Below are 14,607 nucleotides of genomic sequence, written 5' to 3' on the forward strand. Positions count from 1 at the left end.
AGAAGTGAAACGCCGTAGCGCCGATGGTAGTGTGGGGCCTCCCCATGCGAGAGTAGGGAACTGCCAGGCATCAAATTAGTTCCTTTTCCCCTGACAAGGAAAACAATAGGAACAAACAGCTATCAGCCATCTGTTGACAGCTGTGAAAGAACCGGTGGAGCGGTAGTTCAGTTGGTTAGAATACCTGCCTGTCACGCAGGGGGTCGCGGGTTCGAGCCCCGTCCGTTCCGCCACTTAATTGGAAAGCCCTGACTTAACGGTCAGGGCTTTTTCCATTGCAGCAAATACTGCCCGGAAAGCCCTCCCTGAACGCAGGCATCCTCACCGGACCAGGGCGCATATCAGATGCGCCAGGGTTGTTCAGCACTCCACTCGCTGAGGAAGTCAATAAAGGCGCGCACACGCTGGCTGACGCCAGTATCACTGTAATAAACCGCATTGAACGGCATCTCGACCGGCAGGCGCTGGTCTGCCAGCACTTCAACCAGCGTTCCCTCCGCAATTTCACGATCGATCATATATTCCGACAGACAGGCGATACCATTACCCGTGAGACAGAGCTGTTTAATCGTCTCTCCGCTGTTGGAGGATAAAGCCCAGTCGATATCATAGAGCTCACCGCTGTCACGGGCGACGGGCCAGCGATTAAGCCGGGGCGAGTCCTCAAAGCCCAGGCAGTGATGACGATCAAGCTCAGCCACGGTGTGCGGCACGCCATGCTCCCGAAGATAGGCGGGCGACGCAACCAGTTTACGAAAGCTGTTAAACAGCAGACGGGCGCGCAGGGTAGAGTCAGTCAGATTACCGGCGCGGATAGCGATATCCACTTTTCGCTCGATGAGATTGATAAAACTTTCCGAGGAGATTAACGAAAGCCTCACCCCTGGATAGCGGGCACGGAAAGGCTTTATCATCGGCATCAGCAAATGCAGAATTACCGGCGTCGCGGCATCAACGCGCAAAAGGCCTTTTGGCTCCTGCAGGCTCTCAATCAGGTCGCTCTCCGCCGTCGTCATCTCCTGCAAAAAGCGCTGAACATGACGAAAATAACGCTCTCCCTCCTGCGTCAGTGCCAGCTGCCGGGTGGTGCGGGTGAGCAGGGCGATGCCCAGCTTGTTCTCCAGCTTTTTAATCGTTCTGCTGACGGCTGAGTTCGCCATCTGCAGCTGTTCAGCAGCGCGACTGAAACTTCCGCTTTCTACTACGCTGACAAACACTTTTAGTTCGTCAGAAGATGCCTTCATTTAACCTCCCTGCACGGACGTGGCGATGACGCGACGCGATGGCCGATAGTGCTGTGGTTCCAGTATAGAGGTCTGGTCAGCAATGACCGCACGAATCATGCCTCCCCGCGTTTTGTTCAACGTCTGCAAAGGCGCTGTTTTATTCTGGAAAAGGGGGCTGAATTCTGACATTGACCTGCATCCATTGAAACCCCGGTCTAAAATCCCTATAACAGACAGGTGTTATCTGTTTTTGAATCATCAGCCAGGCGGGAAAGTGCGCAAAAAAACTTATGCAATGCGATATGTGGCGGGACAACCTGTGGAACAGATCTTTCCACCGGGTGCGATGCTCCATCTCGGTCAGGCACTGCCACCCGGCGCTCCCTTGCCCGCGCATCCGAATCTTAAGGTTCTGGTGTGGAACATCTTCAAGCAGCAGCGTGCAGACTGGATGTCGGTGCTGGAGGGGTTTGGTAAGGACGCGCACCTGGTTTTACTTCAGGAGGCGCAGACGACGCCGGAGCTGGTACGGTTTGCGACGAGTAATTATCTGGCTGCCGATCAGGTTCCCGCCTTTGTGCTGCCTCAGCACCCCTCTGGCGTGATGACGCTCGCTTCTGCCCATCCGGTCTACTGTTGCCCGCTGCGTGAGCGTGAGCCGCTGCTGAGGCTGGCTAAATCGGCGCTAGTCACGGCCTATCCTCTGCCCACCGGTGAAATGCTGATGGTCGTGAATATCCACGCCGTTAACTTCAGCCTGGGCGTCGACGTCTACAGCAAACAGCTGGGCCCGATAGGGGAGCAGATTATGCATCATCGCGGTCCGGTGATCATGGCCGGAGACTTTAATGCCTGGAGCCGTCAGCGCATTAACGCGCTCTACCGCTTTGCCCAGCGCATGAAGCTGGAAGAGGTGATGTTCACTGCCGACCACCGCCGTAAAGCGTTTGGTCGCCCGCTGGATTTTGTCTTTTATCGCGATCTCAGGGTGAGTGAGGCCTCAGTACTGGTGACGCGGGCTTCCGACCATAATCCTTTACTGGTGGAGTTCAGTTCAGGACGGGAGTCCGGGGTAGACAGGAAAGAGTAAAGCGAGGGTACAGCGCAGACGGCTGCGGATGAATAAAAGAAAAAGGCTGACAATTGTCAGCCTTTTCAACGTATCAGGTATCAGGTGTCGCGTTATTATTCACAAACAGCGTTAAATTATCGCCGGGCTGAATATCTTTCGCGCTGTCCAGCACACTGTTCCAGCGCATCACGTCTTTGATATTGACGCCGTGATGCCGTGCAATACTGTCAAGAGAATCACCCTTACGAACACGATAGGTGATGCTGTTGCCGTTATCAGCCAGTCGGGTGCCATTCGAACCGATAGTCAGCGTCTGACCCGGTCGGATATCGGCACCGCGCAGGTTATTATCCTGCTTCAGTGTGGAGACGCTAACGCCAAGCTTCGCGGCAATACCCGAGAGCGTATCACCCCGTCGCACCTTGTACCCGCCGCTCGCGCTCGCTTTCGCAAGCTGAGTTGGCTGTACGGCTGCGATGTCACCGGACGCCAGTGAGTTACGCAGTCTGGCGACGTTCGACTTCGGCACCATAATATAGTGCGGGCCGTTTGGCGCGGTTGCACCGCCTTTGTAGCCGGTATTGAAGCTCTTCAGTTTCGTGAGCGACATACCTGCCATTTCGGCAGCCTGCGTCAGCTGTATCTGCTGACCCACTTCCACCCGTGCCAGTGCACGACTTTCGTTGGGTGTCGGCAGTTTGATACCGTAACGCTTGTTATGTTTGAGCAGTTCACTCAGAGCTAACATTTTCGGCACATACACCGTGGTTTCGCGTGGCAACGATAAGTGCCAGAAGTCAGTCGGCTTACCGCGCGCCTTATTCTGTTTTATCGCTTTGAGTACACGTCCTTCACCACTGTTGTAAGCGGCAATGGTTAATAACCAGTCACCGTCAAACATGGTGTTAAGACGCTGCATCATATCCAGCGCAACCCGTGTGGATGCGACAACATCCCGTCGCCCATCGTAATACTGGTTCTGTTTCAGACCATAATTTCGACCCGTTGAGGCAACTATCTGCCAGATACCAGCGGCATTGGCGGATGAGGTTGCGCGAGGGTCAAAAGCGCTCTCCACTATGGGTAGCAGTACCAGTTCCATCGGCATTTTACGTTTCTGTATCTGCTCGACTATCCAGTACATGTACGGCTCTGCCCGTAATGTTACATCGTGGAGATAGCTCTTATTTTTTAAAAATTTACTTTTTTGTTCGCGGATTGCCGGGTTTTCCGGAATCCCCATCTTCAACTCGTCACTAATGAAACTCCAGAGATCTGCGTCTGCTGCGAGGCCAGTTCCATCTTCCTGCCATCGCGGCGACAAAAACTCGTCTCCGTACTTTCCATTTTCACCTTGACCAGCTGAAGACAGGCTCTGTGCATGCTGTTCGGGGATATTGGCATCGTTCCTCGACGCCTGACATCCTACCAGCAAGACTGAGGCGAGTAAGATCGCTTTAGCCTTCATGTGTGTGTCAATAGTTCGCTTAAAAGACGAGCAACTATACGTGACGACTTTTCACAACACAACCCGAAAAATCAAAAAGCGTCTTTCTTCTCGCGTAGAACGGCAAATGTGTGCCATACGGGTTCATCATTCACGTTAACGTTTAACGCCCTTTGCAAATCAATATCTTGCGTGCGGAGAAATAAATTTATTGACCGTTCGTGCCCCAGTTTTGTGGGCAGACTAATGCCATTTTCGGCGCGTAAGTCCTTAATTTTCTGATATTCGGCCATTATTTGCGGGTCATGGGGCAGAATAGCCGCAGCAAACTTCAGGTTAGATAAAGTATATTCATGCGCGCAGCAGACCAGCGTTTCATCCGGAAGCTGATTAAGCTTTTGAAAGGATTCATACATCTGCTCTGCTGTGCCTTCGAAAAGACGTCCGCAGCCACCCGAAAAGAGTGTGTCGCCACAGAAAAGATAAGGTGAGCTGTAATATGAGATATGTCCTAAAGTGTGACCAGGGGTATGAATCACCCCGAACGTCAGGCCGAGCACCGTCACCTGATCGCCCTCGCTGACCACCGTTCTGGCCCCTTTGGCAACCGTTTCCTGCGGGCCGTAAACTTCGAGCGCCGGGAAATGCTCACACAGTGTTTTCACCCCACTCGTATGGTCGTTGTGGTGGTGAGTTAACAGAATCGCCACCGGCTGCCAGCCGTTAGAGGCCATTTTTTCTAATACCGGCTGAGCTTCACCGGGATCGACAATCAGACACTGACCTTCATCATTATTCAGCGTCCAGATGTAGTTGTCCTGCAACGCAGGAATACTGGTAAGATTCATCATCACCTCTAGCAGGTCGTAGGAATAAGGAAGAGCGTAAAGCATGAAGCCCGCGAAAACACGCCAGATTCTGAACGCTCCGCTATCGTGGCGCGATATGCCGTGGGGAGACTATTTCCGCGACGCGCTGACCCAGCAGCTTCAGCCTTACCTCGGAAAGCTTTATGGCTTTCATATGCTTAAGCTTGGCAACCTCAGCGCAGAAATCAACACCGAACACTGTGCTATTTCACATCAGGTCAACGTGGGCAGCGAGGGCGAGCTGTTACAGGTGCTGGCTGACCCCCTGCAGCTTCCCTTTGAGTCTAAGTCGATTGATGCCTGTCTGCTGGCGCATACGCTGGCCTGGAGCCAGGATCCGCATCGGGTGTTGCGTGAAGTGGACAGGGTACTCATTGACGACGGCTGGATGATCATCAGCGGCTTCAATCCCTTCAGCCTGCTCGGGGTCACGAAAATGATTCCGGGGTTAGGCCGTAAGGCGCCCTGGAGCGGACGGATGTTCAGCCAGATGCGTCTGCTCGACTGGCTGAGCCTGCTGAACTATGAGGTGGTTTACCGCACCCGGTTTCAGGTGGTGCCGTGGCATCGGCAGGGGGGAAAACTGATCAGCGCCCACTTACCGGCGCTGGGATGCCTGAATATTGTCGTGGCACGTAAACGCACCTTCCCGCTGCTGCCGACACGGGCGAAGAAGAGCATGAGCCCCAGCCAGATCCGCCAGACCGTCAATGCTACCCGCCAGTTCCGGCAGGCAGACGATCAGGACTCGCTCTTGTAACCGATATCTTCAAAGGCGGGATTTTCCGCCGCGCTGCGCGCCAGCACGTCGCAGCGCTCATTCTCGGGATGTCCCGCGTGGCCTTTGACCCACTCCCACTGAATCTTGTGGGTGCTGAGGGCCTGGTCGAGACGCTGCCAGAGGTCGACATTCTTCACCGGTTTTTTATCCGCGGTTTTCCAGCCGCGTTTTTTCCAGTTATGGATCCAGCTGGTAATTCCCTGACGCACATACTGGCTGTCGGTACTGAGCACCACATCGCAGGGCTGCGTCAGCGCTTCAAGCGAAATAATGGCCGCCATCAGTTCCATCCGGTTATTGGTGGTGAGGCGATAGCCCGCGCTGAAGGTTTTCTCATGCTGGCCATAACGTAAAATCGCCCCGTAACCGCCGGGACCGGGATTTCCAAGACAGGATCCATCGGTGAATATTTCTACCTGTTTGCGCATCTCTGGTAGACTTCCTCTCAAAAGCGTCAAGTCTGACATAAAACGGGTCTTATGAGCACTGCAAATAACCGCCAGATCGTACTCGATACTGAAACCACCGGCATGAACATGATCGGGGTCCATTATGAGGGGCACCGCATCATTGAGATTGGTGCGGTCGAGGTGATTAACCGTCGCCTGACCGGCAACAATTTCCATATGTACCTGAAGCCCGATCGGCTGGTCGATCCGGAAGCCTTCGGCGTTCACGGGATTGCAGATGAGTTCCTTGCCGACAAACCGATGTTCAGCGAGATTGCGGATGAGTTTCTCGACTATATCCGCGGCGCCGAGCTGGTGATCCATAACGCGCCGTTCGATATCGGCTTTATGGATTACGAGTTCTCAAAGCTGAATCGCGGCATTGAGAAAACCGAAACCTTCTGCAAAGTGACCGACAGCCTGGCGCTGGCGCGGCGCATGTTTCCCGGCAAGCGTAACAGCCTGGATGCGCTCTGTTCGCGTTATGAGATAGACAACAGCAAGCGAACGCTGCACGGCGCACTGCTCGATGCCGAGATCCTGGCGGACGTGTTCCTGACCATGACCGGCGGGCAGACTTCACTGTCGTTTTTATCCGAAAGTGAAAGCGCCCGTCAGGCGCAGGGCGAGAGCATTCAGCGCATCGTACGTCCCGTCTCGGCACTGCGTGTGGTGACGGCCAGCGACGAGGAGATCGTTGCCCATGAGTCACGTCTGGATCTGGTCATGAAAAAGGGCGGCAGCTGCCTGTGGCGCGGCTGAATGACGGAAATTTGTGGATAAAATCAACGGCGAGCTGAAAAAAACGGCAAACGATCGCGTCGTCAGGAAAAAGCGTTGACGCCGCAACGGCCTGCCATTACTATGCGCCTCGTTCTCGACGGGGAACAAAGCGCGGAGCGGTAGTTCAGTTGGTTAGAATACCTGCCTGTCACGCAGGGGGTCGCGGGTTCGAGCCCCGTCCGTTCCGCCAATCTCTTTAAAAAAGCCGATTCAGAAATGAATCGGCTTTTTGCTGTCTGCGATTCCGTGGCGGGTTACTCTTTCTGCGCCACGACCTCACCCTGCCAGCGCATACTGTCTGCCGCTTCACGCTCTTCACGGGCGATAAAGCGGTAGCAGCCTGCCGCCAGACCGGCTCCGATAAACCAGCTGAAGTTCGCCACCTGATGCAGGGAAGGGATGAAGCTGATCACCAGGCAGATGGCTACAGACGGCAGCAGCGCGGCAATCGCTTTAGGGTTAAACCCGCCGCGATACCAGTACCGGCCCGCTGGCGTGGCGTTAAACAGGTCGTCGACCGAGATGCGTCCGCGTTTGATCAGGTAGAAATCAGTCAGCAGAATCCCGAACAGCGGCCCGATAAAGGAGCCCAGGACATCCAGGGTGTAGTGAATCAGTTCAGGCGACTGGAACAGGTTCCACGGCGTTAACAGCACCGAGCCCACCGCGGCGATCATCCCGCCGGTGCGGAAGCTGATCTTCTGCGGTGAACAGTTAGAGAAGTCGAAGGCGGGTGAGACAAAGTTCGCCACAATGTTGATGCCGATAGTGGCGGTAATCATCGTCAGCAGCCCAATCGCTACCGCCAGGTCGTTGCCGACCATGCTCACGGTCTCGATCGGATCGGTGATCATTTTACCAAACAGCGACTGGGTGCCCGACACGATGACCACCGTCACCACGGAGAAGAGCAGGAAGTTAAACGGCAGGCCCCAGCGGTTGCCACGACGGATCTCTGACATGCTTTTGCCGTAGCGGGAGAAGTCACCGAAATTCAGCAGCGGCCCGGAGAAGTAGGAGACGACCAGCGCGGTTGCGGTAATCATCTGCCACGTCTGCTCGCCCGGGGTGAGTGATTTACTGGCGAGGGTAAAAGAGATCCCATCAAAGCCGGTCTTGTATACAATCCAGCCCGCCAGCGCCACCATCACCACATAGACAGCCGGACCCGCCACATCGATAAACCGTTTGATGGCGCTCATGCCATGCCAGAAGACCATCGCCTGCAGCAGCCACATCACGCCAAAGCAGCACCAGCCCAGCAGCGACAGGCCAAGCCAGTGTGGCTCGGTCATTGAGTTCAGTGACGGGGCGAACTTCAGCAGAACCAGCATCAGCGCGTTCGCCGCCAGATAGGTCTGGATGCCATACCAGGCAAAAGCGATCAGCCCGCGGATGACCGCCGGAATATTCGCGCCAAACACGCCAAACGCCTGACGGCAGATCACCGCATAGGGAACGCCTGCCATCTGGCTCGGTTTTGCCACCAGATTGGCACAGATCTGCACGATGCAGATCCCGGCCAGCAGGCAGAGCAGCACCTGCCAGCTGGCTAATCCCAGCGTGAAGAAGCTGGCCGCCACCACATAGCCGCCCATGCTGTGGACATCTGACATCCAGAACGAAAAAATGTTGTACCACGACCAGTTCTGGTCGCGGGTGGGCGCCAGATCGTCGTTACAGAGACGTGGGCTGTAACTGGCGTTAGCGTCAGAGGCCGTGCTGGCCACCGTGGAATGATTTGGCATGAAACCTGCTCCTATACCCGAGAGTGAAATGAATAATCTGGTAAAGGCGTATTGCAGGATTCAGGCCAGATTTCTTTTCCTGTATACAATATTTGCTGTTCACGTATACGATATGTGGCGTACAGAGAGCTTCCGGAGCAGGTAATGTCAAGTAAAACAGGCCAGCGAGACGCCGCCAGAACGCAGGATAAAGATGAAGGGATCTACCAGGCGCTGATGACCGCCATTGTGGAGCATCAGCTGCCGCCGGGCAGTAAACTGCCGGAAGAGGCGCTCTCCGGCGTGTTTGGAGTAAGCCGCACTGGCATTCGCAAAGTACTGCAGCGCCTTGCGGCGGTGCAAATGGTCACCCTGACGCCCAAACGTGGTGCGCAGGTCGCCACCCCTGGCGTTGAAGAGGCGCGGGAGATCTTCGCCACCCGCAGTTTAATGGAGTGCGCCAATCTGCACGCCGTGCTGGCCCATCTGCAGCCCCCGCATCTGGTGGCGCTGGAACAGCTTATCGCACAGGAGAATCAGGCCCACGCCGCGCATGATGGCCCGGCAGCCATCCGGCTTTCGGCAGCCTTTCATATTCAGCTGCAGGCGATTTCCGGCAATCAGGTGCTCACCGGCATGGTGACCAGCCTCACGCAGCGCTCGTCGCTGGTGATTGCCGCCTATGGCGCGCCGTGGCAGCGCGGCTGCCGCTGTGACGACCACACACATCTGCTGACCCTGTTACGGGCACGTGCGCTGCAGCCACTGACTGAGGCGCTGCAGCACCATTTTGAGCATATTGTTTCCAGCCTGCACTTTGAGCGCAGCGGTGAAACGCTGCCCGACTTTTCACGACTGTTTGCCACGGGCAAAGGAGCGGCCTCATGAGCCTGATTCAGGTCATTAACCCCAACACCAGCCTGGCGATGACCGAAACCATCGCTCAGGCTGCCCGTGCGGTTGCCGCACCCGGCACCGACATTCTGGCCGTTTCACCCTCGCAGGGTGTGCCTTCCATTGAAGGGCATTTTGATGAGGCGATCGCGGCCATCGGGGTGCTGGAGCAGGTCAGGCTGGGGCGGGAGCAGGGCGTCAGCGGACATGTGATTGCCTGTTTTGGCGACCCGGGATTACTGGCGGCGCGCGAGCTGGCCAGCGGGCCGGTCATCGGTATCGCAGAAGCGGCGATGCACACCGCCACGCTGCTGGCGACGCGCTTTTCGATTGTCACCACGCTGCCGCGCACGCTGGTGATTGCCCGTCATCTTCTGCAGCAGTATGGCTTTACCCATCACTGTGCCGCGCTGCATGCCATCGATCTGCCGGTACTGGCGCTGGAGGATGGCAGCGGACTGGCGCAGGAAAAAGTGCGTGAGCGTTGCCTCCAGGCCAAACGGGAAGATGGCAGCGGCGCGATTGTGCTCGGCTGTGGCGGCATGGCGACGCTGGCCGCCTCCCTGACGCAGGAGCTGGGGCTGCCGGTGATTGATGGCGTCGGCGCGGCCGTAAAAATGGTGGAGTCGCTGGTGGCGCTTGGCTTTGGCACCAGCAAACATGGCGATCTGGCCTGGCCTTTGCAGAAACCTCTCTCAGGTGCGTTTCAGCATCTAAACTAACGGAACTTTCCAGACAGAAGACAGGAAGCGAGTAATGACTGACGCTGCAGAGAAGAAAGAGTACAGCTTTAACAAAAACTATCCGCGCGATTTGATCGGTTATGGTGCTCATCCGCCGCACGCCGCCTGGCCCAACAATGCCCGGGTGGCGGTGCAGTTTGTCCTGAATTACGAAGAGGGGGCGGAGAACAGTGTGCTGCACGGTGACGCCGGCTCCGAGCAGTTCCTCTCCGACATCATCGGTGCCGCCAGCTATGCCGACCGTCATATGTCGATGGAGTCACTCTATGAGTACGGCTCGCGCGCCGGTTTCTGGCGCATCCACAATGAATTTCAGAAGCGCGGTCTGCCGCTGACCGTGTTTGGCGTGGCGATGGCGCTGGCGCGTCATCCGGAGGTTGTCGAAGCGATTAAACAGGCGGACTACGATGTGGTCAGTCACGGCTGGCGCTGGCTCCACTATCAGGGCGTGGATGCGAAAACCGAACGTCAGCATATGCAGCAGGCGGTGGATGTGCTGACCGATCTGTTTGGGAAAGCCCCAACCGGCTGGTATACCGGACGTGACAGCCCGAACACGCGCCGGCTGGTGGTGGAGCAGGGCGGCTTCAGCTACGACAGCGACTACTACGGCGACGACCTGCCGTTCTGGACGCAGGTGACATGTCAGGATGGCACGGTTAAGCCGCACCTGATTATTCCCTACACCCTGGAGTGCAATGACATGCGCTTTGCCTCGCCGCAGGGATTTAACACCGCCGAGCAGTTCTTCACCTACCTGCGTGACAGCTTCGATGTGCTGTATGAAGAGGGGGAGACCGCGCCGAAGATGATGTCGATCGGGATGCACTGTCGTCTGCTGGGGCGTCCGGGCAAATTCCGTGCGCTGCAGAATTTCCTCGACCACATTCAGCAGCATGACGACGTCTGGATCTGCACCCGCCAGCAGATCGCCGATCACTGGATCGCGACACACCCGGCACCCTAAGCCGGTTCCGGTGCGTCGCCTCCCTCGGGCCAGGCGACGCACCGGCGATAATCAGCTCATCAGACTGACCTGGGCGGCCACAATGCACCAGCCGTGCGGCATGCGAACCCAGGTCTGCTGCTGACGGCCGATTTTATCACTGCCGGCACGGGTAAATTCAGTGCTGCAGACCGCATAATCCTCGCCAAAGGTGGTGATCACCGTATTCCGCAGCGTCCGGTCGAGGCCCGCAGCGGGACGTGCAGCCCGGAAGGCGCGAATCTCATCGATGCCATACAAATTTTCACCGGCCCCGAGGCGTACGGTGCGCGGGTCGTGCCAGAAAAGCGCATCCAGTTCAGCCACGTCATTGCTCACCAGCGCCTTTTCGTAACGCCAGAACTGCGCCGTCACCTCGCTGACCACCTGCGGTAAATTAATCACTCTGTTCATCAGGCTCCTGCCATCGTGATTTGCGGCAGGGTGATGCCGCGTTGTTCCAGTGTCCAGGCGGCACGTAATGCCGCCGCTTCATTAAACGGGCGGGCGATAAGCTGTAACCCAATCGGCAGGCCGCTTCGGGTCGCCAGCGGAACGGTACAGACCGGCAGTCCCAGGAAGGAGATGGGCTGCGTCAGCATGCCCATGCTCGCTTTGGCGGGCAGCGATTCACCCTGAATTGACAGCGTCTGCTGACCGATGGTGATCGCGCTGCAGGGGGTTGCCGGGGCGATCAGCACATCGAAGCGATCAAACAGCGGCAGCACCTGCTGCTGGAAATGACGACGAAAGCGCTGGGCCTGCACATACCAGGCGCCGGGCATCATCGCGCCGGCCAGCAGACGCTCGCGTGAGTTGGGTTCAAACACCTCAGGCTTCTGACGCAGGGCAGGCAGATAGTGATTTCCCCCCTCGGCGGCGGTCATGATAAAGGCTGCCGAACGGGCCAGCTCCGCCTCCGGCATCACCACCTCCTCCTGCGCCTCCAGCGCGGCTGCGACGGTGGCCACCGCCGCGCGGGCGTCCTCATCGCACCAGCGGGCAAAAAAACCGCCCAGCACGCCACAGCGCAGCCCTTCACTGCCCTGCGACAGGCCGGGCAGCGTGGCCTCTGGCGGCCGGACGGCCTGAAACGCATCTGCGGGGTCTGCGCCCTGCAGCAGGTCATAAACCAGCGCCAGGTCTTCCACCCGCCGGGCCAGCGGGCCGATATGATCGAGGCTGGCAACAAAGGGGTGGCTGCCGCTGCGTGACAGCCGGCCAAAAGTGGGTTTCAGGCCAAAAATACCGCACAGCGACGCGGGCACCCGGATTGAGCCGTTGGTATCGGTGCCCAGCGAAAAGTGAACCAGCCCGGCGGCCACGGCGGCAGCCGCCCCCCCGGACGAGCCGCCCGCGACGCGGCTTAAATCGCGTGGGTTACGGGTCGGGCCGTAATGGCTGTTCTCGGTGGTGAAACCATAGGCGTAGGCATCCATATTCAGCATGCCCGACAGCAGCGCGCCAGCGTGGCGCAGTTTGCCGATGGCGAAGGCATCCGCCTGCGCCGCGGGGCGGTCGCTGAACAGCCTGGCGCCTGCCAGCGTGCTGTGACCCGCCACATCAAACAGGTTCTTCACTGCATAGGGAATGCCCGCCAGCGGGGGCAGGGGCTCACCGCGCTGCCGCTGCGCATCAACCGCGCTGGCTTCTTTCAACATGCGAGGCCCGGTGATTTCCGTCCAGGCATTCAGCGCCGGGTTGTGCTGCTCAATCGCCTGCAGCGTCTGTTCGGCCACCTCGCGAGCGCTGATCTCACCCTGGCGGATCGCCTGCTGCAGCGTCTGAATCGAAACGTCACCTGTTTTCATGCCTGATACACTCCCGCCACTTCCAGCCGGTCATCAAGCGGAAACGCCATCAGTGGTGCGGCCATCTCCGCGATACGCGACAGCTGGATTAGCAGCTCGGCGCGGCGGGGATCGTCCAGCGTCAGTTGCAGGATCTGCTCCATATGGCCGATGTAGCTGGCCCACTCATGTTCATTCATGATTCACTCCTGTTTAAAAACCGGCGGCGCTGCCGTTACTGCGCGGATCGCTCGCGCCTTCAAACATGCCGTTGCAGTGACGCACAATGGCACCCGCATGACCCACGGATTCGCTGAAGTCCGGCAGGCGTTCTACCTCGTGCCCCCACTGGCGCAGCTGTGCGACGGTTTCGTCGGCAATGCGGCCTTCCAGCTTCAGCGAGTCTGATGACTGGCCCCAGGTACGCCCCAGCAGCCAGCGCGGTGCACTGACCGCCTGTTGCAGCGGCAACCCCTGAATCACATGGCGGGTAAAGATCGCTGCCTGGGTCTGCGGCTGACCATCTCCGCCCATCGCGCCATAAACCAGCGTCCGGCCATCTTTCAGCCGTGCGGCGGCGGGGTTCAGGGTATGGAAGGGCTGTTTGCCGGGTGCCAGCGCCAGCAGATGGTCAGGATCGAGGCTGAACGCGGCTCCCCGGTTCTGCCAGGTGATGCCGGTGCCGGGCAGGACGACCCCGCTGCCAAACTCGTGATAGATGCTCTGAATAAAGGAGACGGCAAGCCCGCTGCTGTCCATCACACCCATCCAGACCGTATCGCCCGGCCCGCGGCCGCTGCCCCAGTTTGCCGCCTCGCCATCTTTGATCTGGCTGGCGAGGGTGGTGAGGGCGTCGTCAGCCAGCAGCGCCTGCACATCTTCGGTGACGTGACGCGGATCGGTAATGTGCCGGTCGCGCAGCGCAAAGGCTTTTTTGGTGGCTTCCACGATGCGGTGCACCGTCTGCGCCTCGTCAGCCCCGGCCATCTCCAGGCGATCGGTAATGCCAAGGATCGCCAGCGAGACGAGGCCCTGGGTCGGCGGGGCGATATTCCAGATGTCGCCTTCGCTGTGAGCGAGGTGCAGGGGCGTGGTACGACGGGCGCGATGCTGCTGCAGATCGGCCAGGGTGACCGGCATGCCAAGCGTGGCCATTTCATCAGCCATATGGTGCGCCAGCGGGCCGCGATAGAAGCTGTCCAGCCCCTGTTCGGTAAGCTGGCTCAGGGTCTGTGCCAGCGCAGGCTGGGTAAAACGGCTGCCAGGCTGCGGCACCTCGCCATCAGGCATAAAAGTGGCGCTGAAGCCGGGCTGATGCTGTAACTCACTGCGGAAGTTCGTCGTGGCGGCGGTCTGAGAGGCGGTGACCGGAATACCGTCCGCGGCGTAGCGAATCGCATCGCGCAGCAGACGCGCCAGCGGCAGCAGCGGGCTGCCGGATTCTGCGGCGAGGGTCAGCGCCTCCTGCCAGCCGCTGACCGTACCGGCGACGGTCAGCGCCGCTTTCGGCCCGCGATGAGGAATTCTGGGGTGACCGGCATAGAGATCCGGATGCGCCAGTGAACCGGCGGCACCGCTGGCGTCGATAGCGACGGGATCGCCGCCGGGTGGCAGGATCAGCCAGAACCCATCCCCGCCCAGCCCATTCATGTGCGGGTAGACCACGGCGATAGTCGCGGCTGCCGCCACCATCGCTTCGATGGCGTTGCCGCCGTCACGCAGCACCGCCAGCGCGCTCTCACTCGCCAGATGGTGCGGCGTCACCGCCATGCCCATCGGCGCCATATTACTCTGAATCATCTTTTTCTCGTTCTTCGGGTAACAGAACCGATAGCAAAGCA

Annotated in this window: 15 protein-coding genes and 2 tRNA genes; 8 read left to right on the plus strand and 9 right to left on the minus strand. The window is 58.4% G+C overall.

The features are described 5' to 3' along the window. Positions 1 to 156: 156 nt before the first annotated feature. A tRNA-Asp gene (locus tag HFD97_RS00005) sits at positions 157 to 233 on the plus strand. A gap of 108 nt (positions 234 to 341) precedes the next feature. Here the strand turns inward: HFD97_RS00005 and yafC are convergent. Next, the gene (gene yafC / locus HFD97_RS00010) at positions 342 to 1,244 is read right to left on the minus strand and encodes a DNA-binding transcriptional regulator YafC (protein WP_009091951.1); all 903 of its coding nucleotides are present in this window, start codon (positions 1,242 to 1,244) and stop codon (positions 342 to 344) included. A 256-nt stretch (positions 1,245 to 1,500) separates the two neighbouring features. On the opposite strand from yafC, the gene HFD97_RS00015 reads away from it, so the two are divergent. Beyond that, the gene (locus HFD97_RS00015; RefSeq protein WP_167431216.1) at positions 1,501 to 2,316 is read left to right on the plus strand and encodes an endonuclease/exonuclease/phosphatase family protein; all 816 of its coding nucleotides are present in this window, start codon (positions 1,501 to 1,503) and stop codon (positions 2,314 to 2,316) included. 73 nt (positions 2,317 to 2,389) lie between these two features. Here HFD97_RS00015 and mltD read toward each other — a convergent pair whose 3' ends face one another. After that, the gene (gene mltD / locus HFD97_RS00020; protein ID WP_033736400.1) at positions 2,390 to 3,766 is read right to left on the minus strand and encodes a murein transglycosylase D; all 1,377 of its coding nucleotides are present in this window, start codon (positions 3,764 to 3,766) and stop codon (positions 2,390 to 2,392) included. 71 nt (positions 3,767 to 3,837) lie between these two features. Next, a complete protein-coding gene (gene gloB / locus HFD97_RS00025; protein WP_167431238.1) occupies positions 3,838 to 4,593 on the minus strand; it encodes a hydroxyacylglutathione hydrolase in 756 nt (251 codons plus the stop codon). A gap of 43 nt (positions 4,594 to 4,636) precedes the next feature. Here gloB and HFD97_RS00030 point away from each other — a divergent pair, with 43 nt between their 5' ends. Further along, positions 4,637 to 5,374: a class I SAM-dependent methyltransferase gene (locus HFD97_RS00030; RefSeq protein ID WP_046101290.1), complete on the plus strand. Its 738-nt coding sequence runs from the start codon at positions 4,637 to 4,639 to the stop codon at positions 5,372 to 5,374. Here the strand turns inward: HFD97_RS00030 and rnhA are convergent. Continuing rightward, a complete protein-coding gene (rnhA, locus tag HFD97_RS00035) occupies positions 5,356 to 5,823 on the minus strand; it encodes a ribonuclease HI (RefSeq protein ID WP_009091940.1) in 468 nt (155 codons plus the stop codon). The genes HFD97_RS00030 and rnhA overlap by 19 nt on opposite strands. A gap of 51 nt (positions 5,824 to 5,874) precedes the next feature. On the opposite strand from rnhA, the gene dnaQ reads away from it, so the two are divergent. Next, positions 5,875 to 6,606 (plus strand): DNA polymerase III subunit epsilon, encoded by a 732-nt coding sequence (gene dnaQ, locus HFD97_RS00040; RefSeq protein WP_167431215.1) that lies wholly within the window; start codon positions 5,875 to 5,877, stop codon positions 6,604 to 6,606. A gap of 134 nt (positions 6,607 to 6,740) precedes the next feature. Next, a tRNA-Asp gene (locus HFD97_RS00045) sits at positions 6,741 to 6,817 on the plus strand. Positions 6,818 to 6,881: 64 nt separating this feature from the next. Here HFD97_RS00045 and HFD97_RS00050 read toward each other — a convergent pair. Beyond that, positions 6,882 to 8,375: an NCS1 family nucleobase:cation symporter-1 gene (locus tag HFD97_RS00050; protein ID WP_167431214.1), complete on the minus strand. Its 1,494-nt coding sequence runs from the start codon at positions 8,373 to 8,375 to the stop codon at positions 6,882 to 6,884. A 144-nt stretch (positions 8,376 to 8,519) separates the two neighbouring features. On the opposite strand from HFD97_RS00050, the gene HFD97_RS00055 reads away from it, so the two are divergent. Genes HFD97_RS00055 through puuE form a run of 3 tightly spaced genes read left to right on the plus strand, consistent with a single transcriptional unit; the run spans position 8,520 to position 10,958 of the window. Further along, a complete protein-coding gene (locus tag HFD97_RS00055) occupies positions 8,520 to 9,242 on the plus strand; it encodes a GntR family transcriptional regulator (protein ID WP_167431213.1) in 723 nt (240 codons plus the stop codon). After that, positions 9,239 to 9,970 (plus strand): allantoin racemase, encoded by a 732-nt coding sequence (gene hpxA / locus HFD97_RS00060; RefSeq protein ID WP_009091932.1) that lies wholly within the window; start codon positions 9,239 to 9,241, stop codon positions 9,968 to 9,970. The genes HFD97_RS00055 and hpxA overlap by 4 nt, the downstream gene beginning before the upstream one ends. A gap of 34 nt (positions 9,971 to 10,004) precedes the next feature. Then, positions 10,005 to 10,958: an allantoinase PuuE gene (gene puuE, locus HFD97_RS00065; protein WP_009091930.1), complete on the plus strand. Its 954-nt coding sequence runs from the start codon at positions 10,005 to 10,007 to the stop codon at positions 10,956 to 10,958. Positions 10,959 to 11,009: 51 nt separating this feature from the next. Here puuE and hpxZ read toward each other — a convergent pair whose 3' ends face one another. Genes hpxZ through HFD97_RS00085 form a run of 4 tightly spaced genes read right to left on the minus strand, consistent with a single transcriptional unit; the run spans position 11,010 to position 14,566 of the window. Next, entirely contained in the window at positions 11,010 to 11,390 is a 381-nt protein-coding gene (gene hpxZ / locus HFD97_RS00070; RefSeq protein WP_167431212.1) for an oxalurate catabolism protein HpxZ, read from the minus strand. Continuing rightward, on the minus strand, positions 11,390 to 12,787 hold the full coding sequence (locus tag HFD97_RS00075; protein ID WP_167431211.1) for an AtzE family amidohydrolase: 1,398 nt from the start codon (positions 12,785 to 12,787) through the stop codon (positions 11,390 to 11,392). Before HFD97_RS00075 ends, hpxZ begins: the two co-directional genes overlap by 1 nt. Further along, positions 12,784 to 12,966: an oxalurate catabolism protein HpxX gene (hpxX, locus tag HFD97_RS00080; RefSeq protein WP_009091925.1), complete on the minus strand. Its 183-nt coding sequence runs from the start codon at positions 12,964 to 12,966 to the stop codon at positions 12,784 to 12,786. The genes HFD97_RS00075 and hpxX overlap by 4 nt, the downstream gene beginning before the upstream one ends. A gap of 13 nt (positions 12,967 to 12,979) precedes the next feature. Continuing rightward, the gene (locus HFD97_RS00085; protein ID WP_167431210.1) at positions 12,980 to 14,566 is read right to left on the minus strand and encodes a gamma-glutamyltransferase family protein; all 1,587 of its coding nucleotides are present in this window, start codon (positions 14,564 to 14,566) and stop codon (positions 12,980 to 12,982) included. Positions 14,567 to 14,607: the final 41 nt, after the last annotated feature.

This window comes from Pantoea sp. EKM103V (assembly GCF_011800365.1).
Taxonomy (GTDB): Bacteria; Pseudomonadota; Gammaproteobacteria; order Enterobacterales; family Enterobacteriaceae; genus Pantoea; species Pantoea anthophila.

Coding starts and splice junctions, on each gene's coding strand:
- puuE (WP_009091930.1), top strand. CDS start 10,005: ATGACTGACGCTGCAGAGAAGAAAGAGTACAGCTTTAACAAAAACTAT.
- hpxZ (WP_167431212.1), bottom strand. CDS start 11,390: ATGAACAGAGTGATTAATTTACCGCAGGTGGTCAGCGAGGTGACGGCG.
- rnhA (WP_009091940.1), bottom strand. CDS start 5,823: ATGCGCAAACAGGTAGAAATATTCACCGATGGATCCTGTCTTGGAAAT.
- gloB (WP_167431238.1), bottom strand. CDS start 4,593: ATGAATCTTACCAGTATTCCTGCGTTGCAGGACAACTACATCTGGACG.
- hpxA (WP_009091932.1), top strand. CDS start 9,239: ATGAGCCTGATTCAGGTCATTAACCCCAACACCAGCCTGGCGATGACC.
- hpxX (WP_009091925.1), bottom strand. CDS start 12,966: ATGAATGAACATGAGTGGGCCAGCTACATCGGCCATATGGAGCAGATC.
- HFD97_RS00075 (WP_167431211.1), bottom strand. CDS start 12,787: ATGAAAACAGGTGACGTTTCGATTCAGACGCTGCAGCAGGCGATCCGC.
- mltD (WP_033736400.1), bottom strand. CDS start 3,766: ATGAAGGCTAAAGCGATCTTACTCGCCTCAGTCTTGCTGGTAGGATGT.
- HFD97_RS00050 (WP_167431214.1), bottom strand. CDS start 8,375: ATGCCAAATCATTCCACGGTGGCCAGCACGGCCTCTGACGCTAACGCC.
- dnaQ (WP_167431215.1), top strand. CDS start 5,875: ATGAGCACTGCAAATAACCGCCAGATCGTACTCGATACTGAAACCACC.
- HFD97_RS00085 (WP_167431210.1), bottom strand. CDS start 14,566: ATGATTCAGAGTAATATGGCGCCGATGGGCATGGCGGTGACGCCGCAC.
- yafC (WP_009091951.1), bottom strand. CDS start 1,244: ATGAAGGCATCTTCTGACGAACTAAAAGTGTTTGTCAGCGTAGTAGAA.
- HFD97_RS00030 (WP_046101290.1), top strand. CDS start 4,637: ATGAAGCCCGCGAAAACACGCCAGATTCTGAACGCTCCGCTATCGTGG.
- HFD97_RS00055 (WP_167431213.1), top strand. CDS start 8,520: ATGTCAAGTAAAACAGGCCAGCGAGACGCCGCCAGAACGCAGGATAAA.